The organism is Sulfurimonas hydrogeniphila (assembly GCF_009068765.1).
In the GTDB taxonomy this organism is placed as follows: Bacteria; Campylobacterota; Campylobacteria; order Campylobacterales; family Sulfurimonadaceae; genus Sulfurimonas; species Sulfurimonas hydrogeniphila.
In genome coordinates this window covers 1,186,242-1,201,368 of record NZ_CP035534.1, presented here as the reverse complement: position 1 = coordinate 1,201,368, position 15,127 = coordinate 1,186,242, and the positions used below count along the sequence as shown (strand labels likewise).

Sequence of the window (15,127 nt, the reverse complement as noted above, 5' to 3'; positions counted from 1 at the left end):
TCATGTATATCAATGTCTTTTGCTTTTCTTAAATTCTTGATTTAAATCAATCATTTATAATTTTTTCAATGCTATTATAAAAACGTTAGTAAATATGTTGAGAACATTGTAAAGTGTTTAACTACTTTTAAAAATAGTGAGGAGAAAATATGTCACTTTCAAGAAGAGAATTTCTTAAAAGTTCAGCGGCAGCTTCTGCAGCAGCAGCTATTGGTATGACTGTACCAGCAGAACTGAATGCAGCAGCAGCGAAAGCTGAAAATAATTGGAGATGGGACAAGGCAGCTTGTCGTTTCTGTGGTACCGGTTGCGGGATTATGCTCGCAACTACGGGAGATGGTAAAGATAGAAAAATTGTTGCGGTCAAAGGGGATCCTGCTGCGCCGGTTAATCGTGGTCTTAACTGTATTAAAGGTTACTTTAATGCGAAAATCATGTATGGTGCGGACAGACTGACACAGCCGCTTCTTCGTGTAAATGACAAAGGCGAATTTGACAAAAAAGGGAAATTCGCACCGGTTTCATGGAAACGAGCGTATGATGAGATGGAAAAAAACATCAGAAAAGCACTCAAAGAAAAAGGTCCTGAAGGGGTAGCTGTATTTGCTTCTGGACAGTATACAATTATGGAAGGATATGCTGCCCAAAAAATGATGAAAGGCGGATTCAGATCCAATGCGATTGACCCGAATGCCCGTCACTGTATGGCATCTGCTGTTGTCGGTTTTTACCAGACATTCGGTATAGATGAGCCATCAGGTTGTTATGATGATATTGAATTGACAGATACAATCGTAACCTGGGGTTCAAACATGGCGGAAATGCACCCGATTTTATGGTCTCGTGTAACAGACAGAAAACTTTCAGACCCTGAACGTGTAAAAGTGGTCAATATTCAGACCTATACACACCGTACCTGCGATTTGGGTGACTTTAACATTATTTTTAGACCAAACACTGACCTTGCATTATGGAACTATCTTGCTCGTGAGATTGTGTACAACCATCCAGAAGCCATTGACTGGGATTTCATCAAGAAAAATATTATCTTTGCAGCAGGTCCTGTAAATATCGGATACGGTTTCAGACGTGCAGGTGAAAAATCTGTTACTCCGGTAAGACCTGACGGCAGTGCCGGAAAATATGATGCAAAAGAGATGGAAATTTACAATAAAGAGATGAGTAAGGTTGTCTCAGAATTAGAAGGTCCTGCGTTAGAACCATATGGTTATAAAGCCGGTGATACTATGAAAAACACTGCCGGTACTTTAAAACACTGGGAAATTTCTTTTGAAGAGTATAAAAAATCTTTAGAACCATATACATTGGAGTATACGGCAAAACTTTGTAAAGGTGATCCTGAAGAATCACTTGACAGCTTTAAGAAAAAGTTGCAGGATTTGGCAGCGCTTTACATTGAAAAAGACAGAAAAGTTGTCAGTTTCTGGACAATGGGTATGAATCAACATACACGTGGAACATGGGACAATACACTTTCATACAATGTTCACTTTATGTTAAACAAACAGGCACGTCCTGGCTCTGGAGCATTCTCATTAACTGGACAGCCTTCGGCTTGTGGTACTGCTCGTGAAGTCGGTACGTTTGCACACAGACTGCCTGCAGATATGATGGTAAAAAATCCAAAGCACAGAGCTATTACAGAGAAAGGCTGGCATATTCCTGCAGGAACACTGAATCCTGTCGGAAATCAGCATATTATGAAAATTCACAGAGATATTGAAGACGGTGTTGTAAAATTCGCATGGGTGAATGTGTGTAATGCATATCAAGACAGTGCCAATGCAAAACACTGGATTAAAGCGGCTCGTGAGATGGATAACTTCATCGTAACATCAGACGGGTATCCGGGTATATCTGCAATGGTATCTGATTTGATTTTGCCGTCTGCTATGATTTATGAAAAATGGGGTGCATACGGAAATGCAGAACGCCGTTCACAGCACTGGAGACAACAGGTTCTTCCTGTAGGTGATGCGATGAGTGATACCTGGCAGTGGGTAGAGCTTTCAAAAAGATTTACGGTAGATGATCTGTGGGGGCCTTATACACTGAGAAACGGTAAAAAACTTCCTGATGTAAGAGAAAAAGCCTATGCAATGGGGTATAAACCAGATACGACTATGTATGAAATTCTATATGCAAATGAAAGAGCGAAGAAAAACTATCCGTTGGCATTGGATCAGTTTCCACAAAAAGGGTATGACAATTCAGAATGTCTCGGTGATGCAAGAAATATTGTCGGAAGTGACGGTAAAGTTTTCAAAGGCTACGGCTTTATGATTCACCAGTACCTTTGGGAAGAATATGCATCATTTGGTAGAGGTCATGGGCATGACTTGGCAGACTTTGTTACCTACCATAAAGTTCGTGGTCTTAAATGGCCAGTTGTTAATGGCAAAGAGACTGCATGGAGATTTAATGTAAAATTTGATCCATATGCGGCAAAACATGCAAAAGAAAACGGAAGAGGCAGTGAATTTGCATTCTACGGTCCACTTGCCAAAGCATTACCACACGGTAATTTAACAGGTGTACAAGACAAAAAGAAAAAACCGTTAACAGACAAAGCAAAAATCTTTGCCCGTCCGTATATGGATCCGCCGGAAATGCCGGATGAAAATTATGATTTATGGTTGTGTACAGGACGTGTGCTTGAGCACTGGCACTCTGGAACAATGACGATGCGTGTGCCTGAGTTGTACCGTGCTGTTCCTGAAGCGCTTGTCTATATGAATCCTAAAGCCGCTGAGGAAAGAGGACTCAAAGACAATGATTTATGCTGGGTTGAATCTCGTCGTGGTAGAGTAAGAGCTCGTGTTGAGACGCGTGGACGTAACAGACCGCCAAAACCTTTGGTATTTGTTCCGTGGTTTGATGAGCGTGTGTTTATCAATAAAGTAACATTGGATCAAACCTGTCCTATGTCAAAACAGACAGACTTTAAAAAATGTGCTGTAAAAATTTATAAAGCATAGACAATAAAGAATTTACAATGAAAAAAGAAGCACTCAGCGACAGAAGAAAATTTATCTTAAATATGGCCAGAGGTGTTGGCTATGCTGCGATTGGCGGATTTTTATGGAGCGCGTATCTTGATGATGCGAAAGCTTCGCCGCTGATACTGCGTCCGCCTGCGGCTATAAAGGAAGAAGATTTTCTCAAAACCTGTATCAAATGCGGATTATGTGTTGAAGCATGCCCGTATGATACATTGATGCTGGCTAAACCCGGTGATCACAGACCTATAGGGACACCATACTTTATTCCAAGGGATATTCCCTGCTATATGTGTGAAGATATTCCTTGTGTTCCTGTTTGTCCGAGCGGTGCGCTGGATGAGTCGAGTGTAACTGTAAACGGTCATCTTGATATTAATACAGCAGATATGGGATTAGCGGTTATTGATGAAAACAGTTGTATTGCTTTTTGGGGTATTCAGTGTGATGCTTGCTACAGAGCCTGTCCTATTTTGGGTCAAGCGATAACTGTAGAGTATTCTAAAAATGAAAGAACCGGCAAACACGCATTTTTAAAACCTGTGGTGCATGCAGATGCCTGTACAGGCTGCGGAATGTGTGAACATGCCTGTGTGACAGAAAAACCGGCTATCTTTATACTGCCTCGTGAAGTGGCAATGGGGAAAGCCGGCAGTCACTACATCAAAGGCTGGGATAAAAAAGATGAGTCAAGACTAAAAGATGCTCATGCGATTCATACTACAACAAATGTAAGTAAAAGAAAAGCGGTTGACAAGCTTAACAGTGGTTTGGAAGGTTTGTTGGATGAGTAAACTATGGAATAACTATAGATATCTTATTTTAAGAAGATTTACACAAATTGGAATATTAATTCTATTTTTCGGTGCAAATGCCTGGGGATGGAAGATACTTGAAGGAAACCTCAGTTCATCCGAACTATTTGGAATTGTTCCGATGAGTGATCCTTATGCAGTGTTGCAGATGGTGGCAGCAGGTGCCGTTGTCGCAAGTGATTTACTTATAGGAGTGGCAGTTGTTGCACTGTTTTATTTTTTAATAGGCGGAAGAGCGTTCTGTTCTTGGGTTTGTCCTATTAATATGGTGACAGACAGTGCTAATTATTTAAGAAGAGTATTTGATATTGATAGAGCGCAAATAACAAAACAACCAATTACAAGAAATGTAAGATATTGGATTTTGGGTATTAGTTTAATAGTTTCGGCCTTTATGGGTATAGCAGCTTTTGAATTTGTATCGCCAATATCAATGATGCACAGAGGTCTTGTCTTTGGTATGGGCTTTGGCTGGGCAGCTATCGGTATGATATTTCTTTTTGATTTGTTTGTCCTTAAAAATGGTTGGTGTGGTCATATATGTCCACTCGGTGGATTTTATTCACTTTTAGGAAAGTTTAGTTTTATTAGAGTGCATCATCTGGAAGAAAACTGTACACTTTGTATGAAATGTAAAGTAGTTTGTCCTGAAAAACAAGTACTTCATATGATAGGCAAAGAATCACTTCCTGTACTCTCAGGAGAGTGTACAAATTGTGCCAGATGTATAGAAGTATGTGATGATGATGCTTTAAGGTTCTCAATAAGAGATTTTATTCAAAATAAAAAAATGGGAGAGTAAAATGAAAATTTTAACAAAGATTACGATCGGTTTTGCAACTGCAGCTTTATTACTCGTTGGATGTAATAACAATGCACAGGTAAAACCTCAGGAAAAAACACAGGTAAAACCTATAATAGATGAAAGTCAGTTAGGATACAGAGGGACAACTGATCTTTTAAAAGAAGATGTTGTTCCGCCTAAAGTAGAATATCATTCGGCTGCACCGGGAACTTCAAAGAAGTTTAAGCGAGCTTATCAGGATGCTCCGCCGATGATTCCACATGATACAACTGGAATGTTGCCGATTACAAAAGACAACAATCAGTGTTTGATGTGTCATATGCCGGATATGGCGCCATCTATGGGTGCTACACCAATTCCTGTTTCACACTTTACAAATTTTAGACCGCATACCTCTGTCAAAGGTGATAAAATTTTGAAAAACGGAAAAGTGGTTAAAAATACTTCTTCTGAAACACAGGAAAATGTCTCTATAAAAGTGGATAAAGATGAAAAACATCTGTATGCAGGAAGATTTAACTGTACACAGTGTCATGCACCTCAAGCAACAAACATGCTGGTTGACCAAAACAGTTTTAGACCTGTTTATACAGATCCAAACGGTGCTTCCAAATCATCTTGGGATCAATCCAAGTGGATGAAAAATATTGATACTGCAAAGTAAATAAACAAATGGAAAGAAGAGAGCTTTTTAGCTTTCTCTCTTCCTCTGTAAAAGAGGCAGCAGAGAAAAATAAAAATGAAACAGTCATTATACGTCCACCGTATTTTAATGATGCTGATGCTTTTGTTACAGAGTGTCAAAACTGTGAAGCGCAGTGCGCTACTTTGTGTCAAGAGCAGATTATTATTATCGGAGAAGACAGAACACCTTACTTGGATTTTAGCAAAAGAGGCTGTACATATTGTGATGAGTGTGCAACAGCCTGTCCCAGTGATGTTCTTCTGGTTGAAAACAAAAGGAAAATTTTTGCTGATATTGTGATAAATCAGGATAAATGTTTGAGTTGGCAGGGTGTTATGTGTTTTTCATGTAAAGACCCCTGTCTGGAAGATGCCATAGATTTTAAGGCAATGTTTATGCCTGAAATCAATGGCAAATGCACAAGTTGCGGTTTTTGTATCAGCAGATGCCCGGCGGATGCTATTGATATTGAGAAGGTAAGTGAATGAAATATCTTGTTTTTCTACTAATGGTCATTTCAGGCATACATGCAAAAGGTTTAATACAGCCGGAGTATATTTATAAGGTTTCATCAGGACTTGTAACAGATGTTTTATATAAGAAACAAAAACTCTATTGTGCTACTGATGACGGAAAAATAGAAATTTTTAATACAAAAAGCAAAAAAAATATACAGGCAATCAAGTTAGACAAAATTAAAGATTTTATGGGAGATGCAATAGATTCTAAAATATTTTCTATTGATCTGATTAATGGCTCTTTGTTGATACTTTCTCAAGATAACGGAGGATACAGCAGAGTTCATATTTACAATTCTTCAGCTTTACATGTAATCATTTCAGGAGATGACAGACTCAACATTATCAAAGCAAAATTTATAGACAAAGAGAATATATTGATTGCATTAATCAGTAATGACATTATCTCTTATAATATTAAATCAAAAAAGAAAAACTGGACAACACAGGCTTCTATGTCCAAGTTTTCCAATTTTGCACTTAATAATGACAAAACATTAGTGGCTATTGCGGATGAAAGTGGAGATGTGCATCTTATTTCCACCAAGGAGGGCAAGCATGTAAAAACACTTCATGGAGACAATGTCGACAATATTTTCAGCATTGATTTTAAAGGTGAAGTGGTTTTAACAGGAGGACAGGACAGACGTGTAGGAGTGTATAATCTGAAAAACGGCGATGCCTACTATAAGATGTCACACTTTTTGTATATGGAGTAGGACTCAGCCCAAGCGGGAAAACAGCTGCATACAGCAGTGATATAAACAACGATGTAGAACTTTTTGATACAACAACAAGAGAGGTTTTGGGAAAGTACAAAGCTGATAAAATGATTGTCAACAGTATCTATTTTATCAACGAAAAAGAGTTTTTTATAAACAGCAGTTCGCCTAGAGTAGGGTATTATAAAATCAAATAAGGAGTAGTGGATGATGGAGTTTACACAAAGTGAATTTTTAGTTGAAACTGAAGTTCCCCAAGATGAATTAATCATTTCAAGAACAGATTTATCAGGGAGAATTACCTATGCAAATGAAACATTTTGTGAAATAAGCGGATATTCTCAAAATGAAATCATCGGTAAACCCCACAGTATCGTGAGGCATCCTGATATGCCGGATGCAACATTTGAAGATTTGTGGAATACTATAAAAGCCGGAAAACAGTGGAAAGGCGTAGTAAAAAATCTCAGAAAAGATAGAGGTTTTTATTGGGTTGAGGCTCTTGTTTCGGGTGTCTATAAAAAAGGCGAGCTGGTTGAATACAAATCACTCAGAAGTCCCGTTTCTTATGCAACAAAGTTAAAATATCAAAGATTATATGATAAAATGAGAAGTGAAAAGAACGAAAGAATAAGAAAAATAATTTACAGTTAAATTGTAGTTGCACTAGTGCAATGAGCTTCCTGTTGAAGGAAACATAGCGTTAGCGTAGATGACAGAATTACTTCTGGCATCGTAATAAAAGGATGAAGGAGGTTTCCTTCATTTTAGAAAATAAAATTAAGGAAAAGATAATATGAATGTTTCAAGTATAGTGGTACAGACAGTACCGAAGTTTTTAGATGAAGTGGTGCAGAGTTTAAAAGAGTGTGAGGTTTGTGATTATCATTTACATGATGAAAAAGGCCGTATTATCATCACTATAGAAGGTAAAGATGTCAGTGAAGAGCTTGGAAAACTGAAAGTGATAGAAGCCATTCCTCATGTAATTGCGGCTGATATGCAGATGGCATATTCAGAAGATGAACTCGATGCAAATATAAAAGTGATTAATGAATCAGATGCCGTGCCAAATCTACTCAAAGATGAAAATGTTGAGATTGACAGAGTCGTGTACCATGGGGATTTAAAGAAAAAAGATTCTCAGTTGCAAGAGTTTGCAAAAAGCCTGAGTAATCCTGACGGAGTTGAGTAATGGCAGTTATTTTTACAGCTACTATCAAACTGGATGATGCCGGAAAATGGTTTATAGAACTTAAAGATGAAGCAGACGGTAGAAGTGAAATTTGCTTTGATATGGATGAGTTTGAAAAAAACATTGAAAAACTCGGTGATGACTATGGTGGATACATTGATGAAGTGAAATGGCAAAAAGATGACAATGTGCCTCCTTTTGTTATGGATGAAATCAGAGTTCTTATGGCAGAACACCGTGCAAAGATAGAAGAAGAGAGAGGGGAACCGATTACACCTGTTGCGCAGGAAAACAAGGAGTAAATCTAAAAACTTGATTTATATCAAGAATTACATAAGTTATATAAGTTATAATTTATGTGAATTTAAAAAAGGAAGAGAAATGAAAAAATTACTACTTTCAATGGCAGCATTGCCATTAGTAATCGGTGGATTGAGTGTAAGTGCAAGTGCAGACGGGATTAATATTTTAGACAATATTAAACTAAAAGGCCAAATTCGTCCTCGTTATGAGAGTGTTGATGACGGAAAAGCAACAACGACAAATGCGAGTGCATATACTGTACGTACAAAATTAACAGCAACAGCGAATCTGCTTGGTGTAGATGGTCTTTCTGCAAGTATTGGTATGATTTCTGTAAATAATTTAGGCTCGCATGAGTATAACTGGAATGGAACATCTTATACAGACGGAACAAAACCATATTCAGTGGTGATGGACCCTCAACAGGCAATGATTTCAAATGCTGAAATTAATTACAGTGTTGATAAAACAACAGTACATGTAGGGCGCAGTCAAATAAATCTTGACAACCAAAGATTTATCGGCACAGTCGGCTGGAGACAGTTCGAACGTTCTTATGATACAGTTTTTGTTGCAAATAATTCTATTAAGAATCTTTCAGTATTAGTTGCGTGGGTTTATGGTTTTCAGGGTGTAATCGCCGGACCGACTGCTGATACGAACAGTGTGCTCGTACATGCTGCATATAAAGTAATGCCGGAACTGAAAGTAACTGCATATGACTATATGATAGCCGGTGCACATGATACTTACGGTATTGCATTGACAGGAAAAGTAAAGACAGGTATGGCAAAACTCAGCTACCGTGCTGAATATGCTTTACAAAAAGATTCTACTATGGAAATCCATAACAGTAACGGAAAAGCAGATGCTTCTTACTATAATTTGGATTTGGGTGCAAATGTAAACGGTATTCTAGCCGGTGTTAATTATGAGTTTTTAAGTGGTACTACCGGAACAGACGGAAAAACAAACTTTAACCCTATGCTGGGAACAAATCATAAATTTAACGGTTGGGCGGATGTCTTTTATGTAGGAAACAGCGGACCACTCGGTGGTTTAAAAGACTTTAATGTCCGTTTAGGCTATACTGCAAAAGGTCTTGGCAAGTTGCTTGCAGTCTATCACACATTTACAGCGGATAAAACGATGGGTGGGCTCGATGACTTAGGTTCTGAGTTTGATGCAGTATATACAAATAAAATTCCTGGAGTAAATAACTTAACAGGTCTTTTAAAGTATGCTGACTATTCAAAAGGTACAGTTGCAGGATACACAAACGACATTCAAAAAATCTGGGTTGGTTTAGACTATAAATTTGCTACAAAATAAAAAGTAAATTTCATATTAACTCTAAGCGTTAAGTTTTTTAGAAACCAGGTTTCAGTCTAGTCTTTATAGGCACAAAGCCCGCACTAAAGTACGGGTTCCGAAAAAACTGATTAGGTTTTTCGGAACCTAGACTTTAGTCTAGGCTGATTTGTTTAAAAGTTTATATATTCCTTACATCACACATTAAATCTGAAGTGCATAATATCACCGTCTTGAACAATATACTCTTTTCCTTCCAATCTCATTTTTCCGGCTTCTTTGGCTTTTGCTTCACCGCCGCAGGCTATAAAATCTTCATAGGCAATCACTTCGGCACGGATGAAACCTTTTTCAAAGTCGTTATGGATGGCTGCAGCTGCTTTTGGAGCAGTTGAATTTTTTCTGATTGTCCAGGAACGTACCTCTTTGACTCCTGCTGTAAAGTAGCTCATAAGACCGAGTTTGTCAAAGCCTTTATGTATGATTTGTTCAAGTCCAGATTCTTCTACACCCAAATCTGTTAAAAATTCCTGTGCTTCCTCATCTTCAAGACCTATAAGCTCTTCTTCAACTTTTGCACACAGTTTAATGAGTTCACAATTGCTCTTTTGCGCATGTTCACGAAGCGCTTTTACGTATTCGTTGTCTTCTAGCAATCCGTCTTCGTCTGTATTTGCACCGTACATAATCTCTTTGTCGGTTAAAAAACGCACTTCACGGTTAAGCTGGCGATACTCATCAGAGTCGGCTTTTTCAAAGTTGCGTGCTAAATTCCCTTCACCCAGAAACTCTAAAAGCTCTTCCGCCATTTCTAAAACAGTTTTTGCACTTTTATCAGCTTTTGCCTGTTTTTTAAGTCTCTCGATTCGATTTGCAAGCACTTCAATATCAGCCAAAATCAATTCACCTTCGATGATTTCAACATCACGCAGAGGATCAATGCTTCCTTCATTATGTACAATATTTTCATCTTCAAAACATCTTACAATCTGTAAAATCACTTCTGTCTCGCGTATGTTTGAAAGAAATTTGTTTCCAAGACCTTCGCCTTTGCTGGCACCTTTTACAAGCCCTGCGATGTCAACAAAATCAATAGTAGAATATTGAATTCTTTCAGGATTGACTATTTTTGCAAGTTCATGCAGTCTTTTGTCAGGAACAGGCACAACAGCCTTGTTTGGCTCTATTGTACAAAATGGGTAGTTGGCTGCCTCCGCGTTTTGTGCCTTTGTTAGTGCATTAAAAGTTGTTGATTTACCGACGTTTGGAAGTCCGACTAAGCCTATTGCTAATCCCATGATAACCCTTTAGAAATATTTTTTGAAATTATATCTAAGTAAATTTAAAATTAAGAGTGGTACAATAGGTTAAAAGTTAAAGGATGAATAAATGAGTGTACTTTTAGAATTTTCAATGTTTCCGACATCTGATAACTGTCGAGATGGCAGTTCCGTATCAAAACAGGTGGCTAAGATAGTAGACGCTATAGATAAAAGCGGCGTAGCATACCAACTCACCCCGATGGGAACAGTTGTAGAAACAAAGACAATGCGTGAGGCTTTAGACATCATTGAACTTGCGTATGAGCAGGTAAGCGGTTGTGACAGAGTCTATTCTTCACTAAAATTTGATATACGTAAAAACACGAAAAACAGACTGACTTCAAAGATTAAGTCCATAGAAACACAACTAAAGAGAGAAGTCCAAAAATAATGGACTTCCAGCTTTAGCCTAATGTTTTTCTGACAATTTTTACAGCTTCTACCATATTTTTCAAAGAGGGCTTCACTTCTTCCCATTTACGTGTTTTAAGTCCACAGTCAGGATTTATCCATAACTGCTCTTTTGGAAGTACCTCTAAGAGAGAATGAATCTGTGTGACAATCTCTTCTACAGATGGAATTCTTGGCGAATGAATATCATAAACACCTGGACCTACTTCCTGTTTATAGCCGACTTTTGCAAAAATTTTCAGCAGTTCATTTCCGCTTCTCGCCGTTTCTATTGAGATAACGTCCGCATCCATAGCTTCTATGGTTGCAATAATGTCATTAAATTCACTGTAGCACATATGTGTATGAATCTGTGTCTCTTGTTTTGCACAGCTTACCGAAAGCTTGAAGTCTCTTACAGCCCAATCTTCATACTCTTGCACTTTTGCTTTTCTCAAAGGATATCCCTCTTTAAATGCAGCTTCGTCAACCTGAATTATTTGTATACCGGCTTTTTGCAAATCATCTACTTCGTCACTGATTCCAAGTGCAATTTGTTTGCTGACTTCACTACGCTCCATATCATCCCGCACAAATGACCAGTTTAAAATCGTGACAGGGCCTGTGAGCATACCTTTCATTATTTTTTTTGTTTTGCTCTGTGCATAGGTGATCCACTCTACTGTCATTGGCTTTGGACGGGATATATCACCGTAAATAAAAGGCGGTTTCACACAGCGGCTTCCATAGCTCTGCACCCAGCCGTTTTGGGAAAAGCCATAACCCTGAAGCTGTTCTCCAAAGTATTCAACCATATCATTGCGTTCTGGTTCCCCATGGACTAAAATTTCAAGCCCGCACTCTTCTTGAAAAGCTACACAGTCATCTATATATTTTTTCATCTCATTTTTATAGCTTTTTTCATCCAAGTTGCCATTTTTATATTCCCGTCTGGCATGTCTTATTTCAGGTGTTTGCGGAAATGAACCGATAGTTGTTGTAGCAAGTGGCAAATATTGCAGTTTTTCTTTTTGAAGTTTTATTCTCTGTTCGTATTTTCCATCACGTTCATATTTGTCAATATTGTTGATTCTCTCTTGTACTTTTTCATCATGAATCAGTTTTGAAGTTCTTCTGGAAATGTTTGCTTCTTGGTTTTCTTTTAAAAACTGAAGCTCATTTGCATCTAATGCTTCTTGAGAGTGAAAAAATATTTTACTGATAAGCGCAATTTCATCAAGTTTTTCAATACCGTAACTTAGCCAATTTTTTATTTCAGGATTCATTTTCTCTTCATATTTCAGGCTAAAGGGTACATGCAGCAAAGAGCATGAAGAAGAAACCAGGATATTATTTTTGTTTACATGTAAAGCGATGCTATTAAGCAGATTGACACTCTTCTCAATATCGTTTTTCCAAATGTTTCTTCCGTCAACTACGCCTGCAATAAGCATTTTGTCAGATTTGGCAATGAGTTCAAGTGAATCAAAGTTTTCTTTGCCATATAAAAAATCAAGTCCAAGAGCCCAAACAGGAGTATGCAAAAGAATTTTTGTTGCTTCGCATGAGTGTTCAAAATATGTTACAACTGCAATTTTTATATTTTTAGAAACATTGGCAAGTTTGTCATAGGTCGGTTTTATAAGGCTCAGCACTGTTGTCTCAAGATCTTTTACAAATATAGGTTCATCAATTTGCAAAGTAACACTCTCATCAAGTTTGGCTATTTCTTGAAGAAGATCTTCATATACAGCCAAAATTTTAGAATACAATTCATAAGTATCACCACCGTCTGCTCTTTTTGAAAGCCCTAAAAATGTCAATGGTCCTATGATGTTAATTTTACATGTAAACCCCTGTTTTTTTGCTTCTTTATATTCTGATATGATTTTATCGGCATTTAATTCGTACTCATCTTCAAGTGATAATTCAGGAACGATGTAGTGGTAGTTTGTATTAAACCATTTTGTCATCTCCATCGCTAGGGCATCTTTGTTGCCTCTTGCCATTGCAAAATAGCGTTCTTCCCCCTGCAGATGTGTAAAGCGCTTTGGCACAGCATTTAATGTGACTGCCATATCAAGCATGTTGTCATAAAAGGAAAAATCATTTGTGCTGATATATTCTATACCTGCATTTTTTTGATAGTTCCAGTGTCTTTGCTTCAATGTTTTTGCTACTTTTTCAACTTCACTAAAGCTGCTTTTTTTTGCCCAATAGCTCTCAAGGGCAAATTTCAGTTCTCTTTGTTCTCCGATTCTTGGAAATCCTACTACATACGTATTTTTTGACATAACAATATCCTTTGATTTAAGTCATTTCTGACAATATTTGTATTTGTTTTTATAAAGTTTTTTGATTAAATGATTAGGATATTGAAAGGGGAGGGTGAATACCGCTGCGGCGAAATGCGAAACATACCGTATAAAACGGGCATCTTGGAATATAGTGGTTGAGTAAAACCATCAATTTTGATTTAATGGTAAAGAAGAGATGGCAATGACACGGTTTTGAGCTGTGAAACAATGCTAATGCAGTTGCAAGAAACAGTTCTTTTAGTGACATTCTCTCTCCTTTTTTAAAATATACCGGAATTATAGCATATTTATTTTATACTTTTTAAAAACTCACTCATAAAACGGACACCTGCACCGGTTCCGCCATATACATTGACATACCAGGGACTCTCAGTATAGGCGCTTCCGGCTATGTCAAAGTGCAGCCATTTGTCTTTGTTTTCTTCTTTGATGAAGTTGTCTAAAAAAAGTCCGGCTGTAATAGCTCCGCCATAAGGCTTGTTTGAAATATTACAGATATCGGCTATTTCACTTTTGAGCTGTTTTTTCAAATACTTGTTAAACGGCAGGGAAGCTGTCAACTCTCCGGCTCTGCCTGAAGCTTTGGAAATGTCATGTCTGAGTCTGTTGGAATGCCCCATAACACCTGTTGTATACTGTCCAAGAGCTACCATACAGGCACCCGTAAGCGTTGCAAAATCAAACAGATAATCTGCTTGAACTTTTTCCTGTGCGTAATCAAGCACATCCGCAAGCACCAGGCGACCCTCTGCATCTGTGTTTCTCACTTCTATCGTATCGCCTTTGCGAGAAGTTAAAACATCATCAGGTTTGTAGGCATTTCCGCCTATCATATTTTCAACGGCACCGACAAAAGCGTGTACTTCAATATTGAGTTTTAATTCACTGACTGCCTTAATGATACCCAGCACTGCACAGGCTCCGGCTTTGTCCATTTTCATTGTTACCATTGAGGTTGCAGGTTTCAGACTGAGTCCGCCACTGTCATAGGTCAGACCCTTTCCGACAAGAGATATAATTTTCTTCGGATTTTTTGGTTTGTATGCCAGGTGAATCAGTTTTGTATCATGACACGAAGCGCGACCGACTGCAAGCATTGCCTCACATCTTTCTTTTTTGAGTTCTTTATGTCCTAAAACAGTGCATTCAAGAGAATTTTCACGTGCCAGTTTCTTTGCCAGTTTTGCAAAAGTAGGCGGATTCAAATCATCAGGAGCAATATTTACTATATCACGCGTATAACAGGTTGCATCAGCAATTATTACAGCTTCTTCAAAAGCATCTTTTAGCTCTGCTATATCTTTACATGTAAGGTAAATATTTTTAAGTTTTTGTTTCTCATTTTTTGTTTTGTATTTGTTAAACTCATATCCGCCAAGGACCAAACCTTCTACAACAGCTTTTATATTGCTTTTTTCTACTGCAATGCTCGCAGATTTATAATTAGATGTTTTTAAAGACTTTATCGCTGTAGCTGCCGCACTGCGAATATTATCATTGCCGGTATCCTCAATACCGCACACAATTATATTTTTTTCGTATAAAGTACACAAGGTGTCCTGCTTGGCCTTAAAACCTGACTTGTGCAGGAGTTTATAATATTTGTGTACGCCTAAGTTTTCATTAGTAATGAATTCTAAACAGACATTGCTCTTTACATTGGATGTTTCACCCGTCGTCAATTTGATATTCATAGTATTTCCTCGTATAATAAATTTATTTT

At 37.8% G+C, this 15,127-nt stretch carries 15 protein-coding genes; 11 read left to right on the top strand and 4 right to left on the bottom strand.

The genetic code is table 11. From position 1 onward, the window contains the following. Positions 1 to 149 precede the first annotated feature (149 nt). The 10 genes from napA to ETP70_RS06340 all read left to right on the top strand — a co-directional run bounded on the left by napA (position 150) and on the right by ETP70_RS06340 (position 9,395). Positions 150 to 2,999 (top strand): nitrate reductase catalytic subunit NapA, encoded by a 2,850-nt coding sequence (napA, locus tag ETP70_RS06385; RefSeq protein WP_151900397.1) that lies wholly within the window; start codon positions 150 to 152, stop codon positions 2,997 to 2,999. Positions 3,000 to 3,016: 17 nt separating this feature from the next. Beyond that, entirely contained in the window at positions 3,017 to 3,814 is a 798-nt protein-coding gene (napG, locus tag ETP70_RS06380; protein ID WP_151900396.1) for a ferredoxin-type protein NapG, read from the top strand. After that, on the top strand, positions 3,807 to 4,637 hold the full coding sequence (gene napH, locus ETP70_RS06375) for a quinol dehydrogenase ferredoxin subunit NapH (RefSeq protein ID WP_151900395.1): 831 nt from the start codon (positions 3,807 to 3,809) through the stop codon (positions 4,635 to 4,637). The genes napG and napH overlap by 8 nt, the downstream gene beginning before the upstream one ends. Before the next feature lies 1 nt (position 4,638). Beyond that, on the top strand, positions 4,639 to 5,304 hold the full coding sequence (locus tag ETP70_RS06370; RefSeq protein WP_151900394.1) for a nitrate reductase cytochrome c-type subunit: 666 nt from the start codon (positions 4,639 to 4,641) through the stop codon (positions 5,302 to 5,304). Between the two features lie 8 nt (positions 5,305 to 5,312). After that, positions 5,313 to 5,813 (top strand): ferredoxin-type protein NapF, encoded by a 501-nt coding sequence (locus ETP70_RS06365; protein ID WP_151900393.1) that lies wholly within the window; start codon positions 5,313 to 5,315, stop codon positions 5,811 to 5,813. Next, complete coding sequence (locus tag ETP70_RS06360; RefSeq protein WP_151900392.1) at positions 5,810 to 6,562, top strand: WD40 repeat domain-containing protein; 753 nt, start codon at positions 5,810 to 5,812, stop codon at positions 6,560 to 6,562. Before ETP70_RS06365 ends, ETP70_RS06360 begins: the two co-directional genes overlap by 4 nt. Positions 6,563 to 6,775: 213 nt before the next feature. After that, entirely contained in the window at positions 6,776 to 7,219 is a 444-nt protein-coding gene (locus ETP70_RS06355; protein ID WP_151901521.1) for a PAS domain-containing protein, read from the top strand. A 142-nt stretch (positions 7,220 to 7,361) separates the two neighbouring features. Continuing rightward, positions 7,362 to 7,760, top strand: coding sequence for a chaperone NapD (locus ETP70_RS06350; protein ID WP_151900391.1), 399 nt, complete (start codon positions 7,362 to 7,364; stop codon positions 7,758 to 7,760). Further along, positions 7,760 to 8,062, top strand: coding sequence for a hypothetical protein (locus tag ETP70_RS06345; RefSeq protein ID WP_151900390.1), 303 nt, complete (start codon positions 7,760 to 7,762; stop codon positions 8,060 to 8,062). Before ETP70_RS06350 ends, ETP70_RS06345 begins: the two co-directional genes overlap by 1 nt. A gap of 79 nt (positions 8,063 to 8,141) precedes the next feature. Then, positions 8,142 to 9,395 carry a hypothetical protein gene (locus tag ETP70_RS06340; RefSeq protein WP_151900389.1) on the top strand — a complete coding sequence of 418 codons (1,254 nt, stop codon included), beginning with the start codon at positions 8,142 to 8,144 and terminating at the stop codon, positions 9,393 to 9,395. A gap of 176 nt (positions 9,396 to 9,571) precedes the next feature. On the opposite strand, the gene ychF is transcribed toward ETP70_RS06340, so the two are convergent. Next, positions 9,572 to 10,672: a redox-regulated ATPase YchF gene (gene ychF, locus ETP70_RS06335; protein ID WP_151900388.1), complete on the bottom strand. Its 1,101-nt coding sequence runs from the start codon at positions 10,670 to 10,672 to the stop codon at positions 9,572 to 9,574. Positions 10,673 to 10,763: 91 nt separating this feature from the next. Here ychF and ETP70_RS06330 point away from each other — a divergent pair, with 91 nt between their 5' ends. Continuing rightward, positions 10,764 to 11,087, top strand: coding sequence for an MTH1187 family thiamine-binding protein (locus tag ETP70_RS06330; protein ID WP_151900387.1), 324 nt, complete (start codon positions 10,764 to 10,766; stop codon positions 11,085 to 11,087). Between the two features lie 13 nt (positions 11,088 to 11,100). Here the strand turns inward: ETP70_RS06330 and metE are convergent, their stop codons facing one another. The 3 genes from metE to ETP70_RS06315 form a co-directional block, all read right to left on the bottom strand. Continuing rightward, positions 11,101 to 13,380, bottom strand: coding sequence for a 5-methyltetrahydropteroyltriglutamate--homocysteine S-methyltransferase (gene metE, locus ETP70_RS06325; protein ID WP_151900386.1), 2,280 nt, complete (start codon positions 13,378 to 13,380; stop codon positions 11,101 to 11,103). Positions 13,381 to 13,453: 73 nt separating this feature from the next. Next, positions 13,454 to 13,651 (bottom strand): hypothetical protein, encoded by a 198-nt coding sequence (locus tag ETP70_RS06320; protein ID WP_151900385.1) that lies wholly within the window; start codon positions 13,649 to 13,651, stop codon positions 13,454 to 13,456. A 40-nt stretch (positions 13,652 to 13,691) separates the two neighbouring features. Beyond that, positions 13,692 to 15,098, bottom strand: a complete 1,407-nt coding sequence (locus ETP70_RS06315) for a leucyl aminopeptidase (protein WP_151900384.1) — start codon at positions 15,096 to 15,098, stop codon at positions 13,692 to 13,694. Positions 15,099 to 15,127: the final 29 nt, after the last annotated feature.

Coding starts and splice junctions, on each gene's coding strand:
- ETP70_RS06355 (WP_151901521.1), top strand. CDS start 6,776: ATGGAGTTTACACAAAGTGAATTTTTAGTTGAAACTGAAGTTCCCCAA.
- napH (WP_151900395.1), top strand. CDS start 3,807: ATGAGTAAACTATGGAATAACTATAGATATCTTATTTTAAGAAGATTT.
- ETP70_RS06330 (WP_151900387.1), top strand. CDS start 10,764: ATGAGTGTACTTTTAGAATTTTCAATGTTTCCGACATCTGATAACTGT.
- ETP70_RS06360 (WP_151900392.1), top strand. CDS start 5,810: ATGAAATATCTTGTTTTTCTACTAATGGTCATTTCAGGCATACATGCA.
- napG (WP_151900396.1), top strand. CDS start 3,017: ATGAAAAAAGAAGCACTCAGCGACAGAAGAAAATTTATCTTAAATATG.
- ETP70_RS06365 (WP_151900393.1), top strand. CDS start 5,313: ATGGAAAGAAGAGAGCTTTTTAGCTTTCTCTCTTCCTCTGTAAAAGAG.
- napA (WP_151900397.1), top strand. CDS start 150: ATGTCACTTTCAAGAAGAGAATTTCTTAAAAGTTCAGCGGCAGCTTCT.
- ETP70_RS06345 (WP_151900390.1), top strand. CDS start 7,760: ATGGCAGTTATTTTTACAGCTACTATCAAACTGGATGATGCCGGAAAA.
- ETP70_RS06340 (WP_151900389.1), top strand. CDS start 8,142: ATGAAAAAATTACTACTTTCAATGGCAGCATTGCCATTAGTAATCGGT.
- ETP70_RS06370 (WP_151900394.1), top strand. CDS start 4,639: ATGAAAATTTTAACAAAGATTACGATCGGTTTTGCAACTGCAGCTTTA.
- ETP70_RS06350 (WP_151900391.1), top strand. CDS start 7,362: ATGAATGTTTCAAGTATAGTGGTACAGACAGTACCGAAGTTTTTAGAT.
- metE (WP_151900386.1), bottom strand. CDS start 13,380: ATGTCAAAAAATACGTATGTAGTAGGATTTCCAAGAATCGGAGAACAA.
- ETP70_RS06315 (WP_151900384.1), bottom strand. CDS start 15,098: ATGAATATCAAATTGACGACGGGTGAAACATCCAATGTAAAGAGCAAT.
- ETP70_RS06320 (WP_151900385.1), bottom strand. CDS start 13,651: ATGTCACTAAAAGAACTGTTTCTTGCAACTGCATTAGCATTGTTTCAC.
- ychF (WP_151900388.1), bottom strand. CDS start 10,672: ATGGGATTAGCAATAGGCTTAGTCGGACTTCCAAACGTCGGTAAATCA.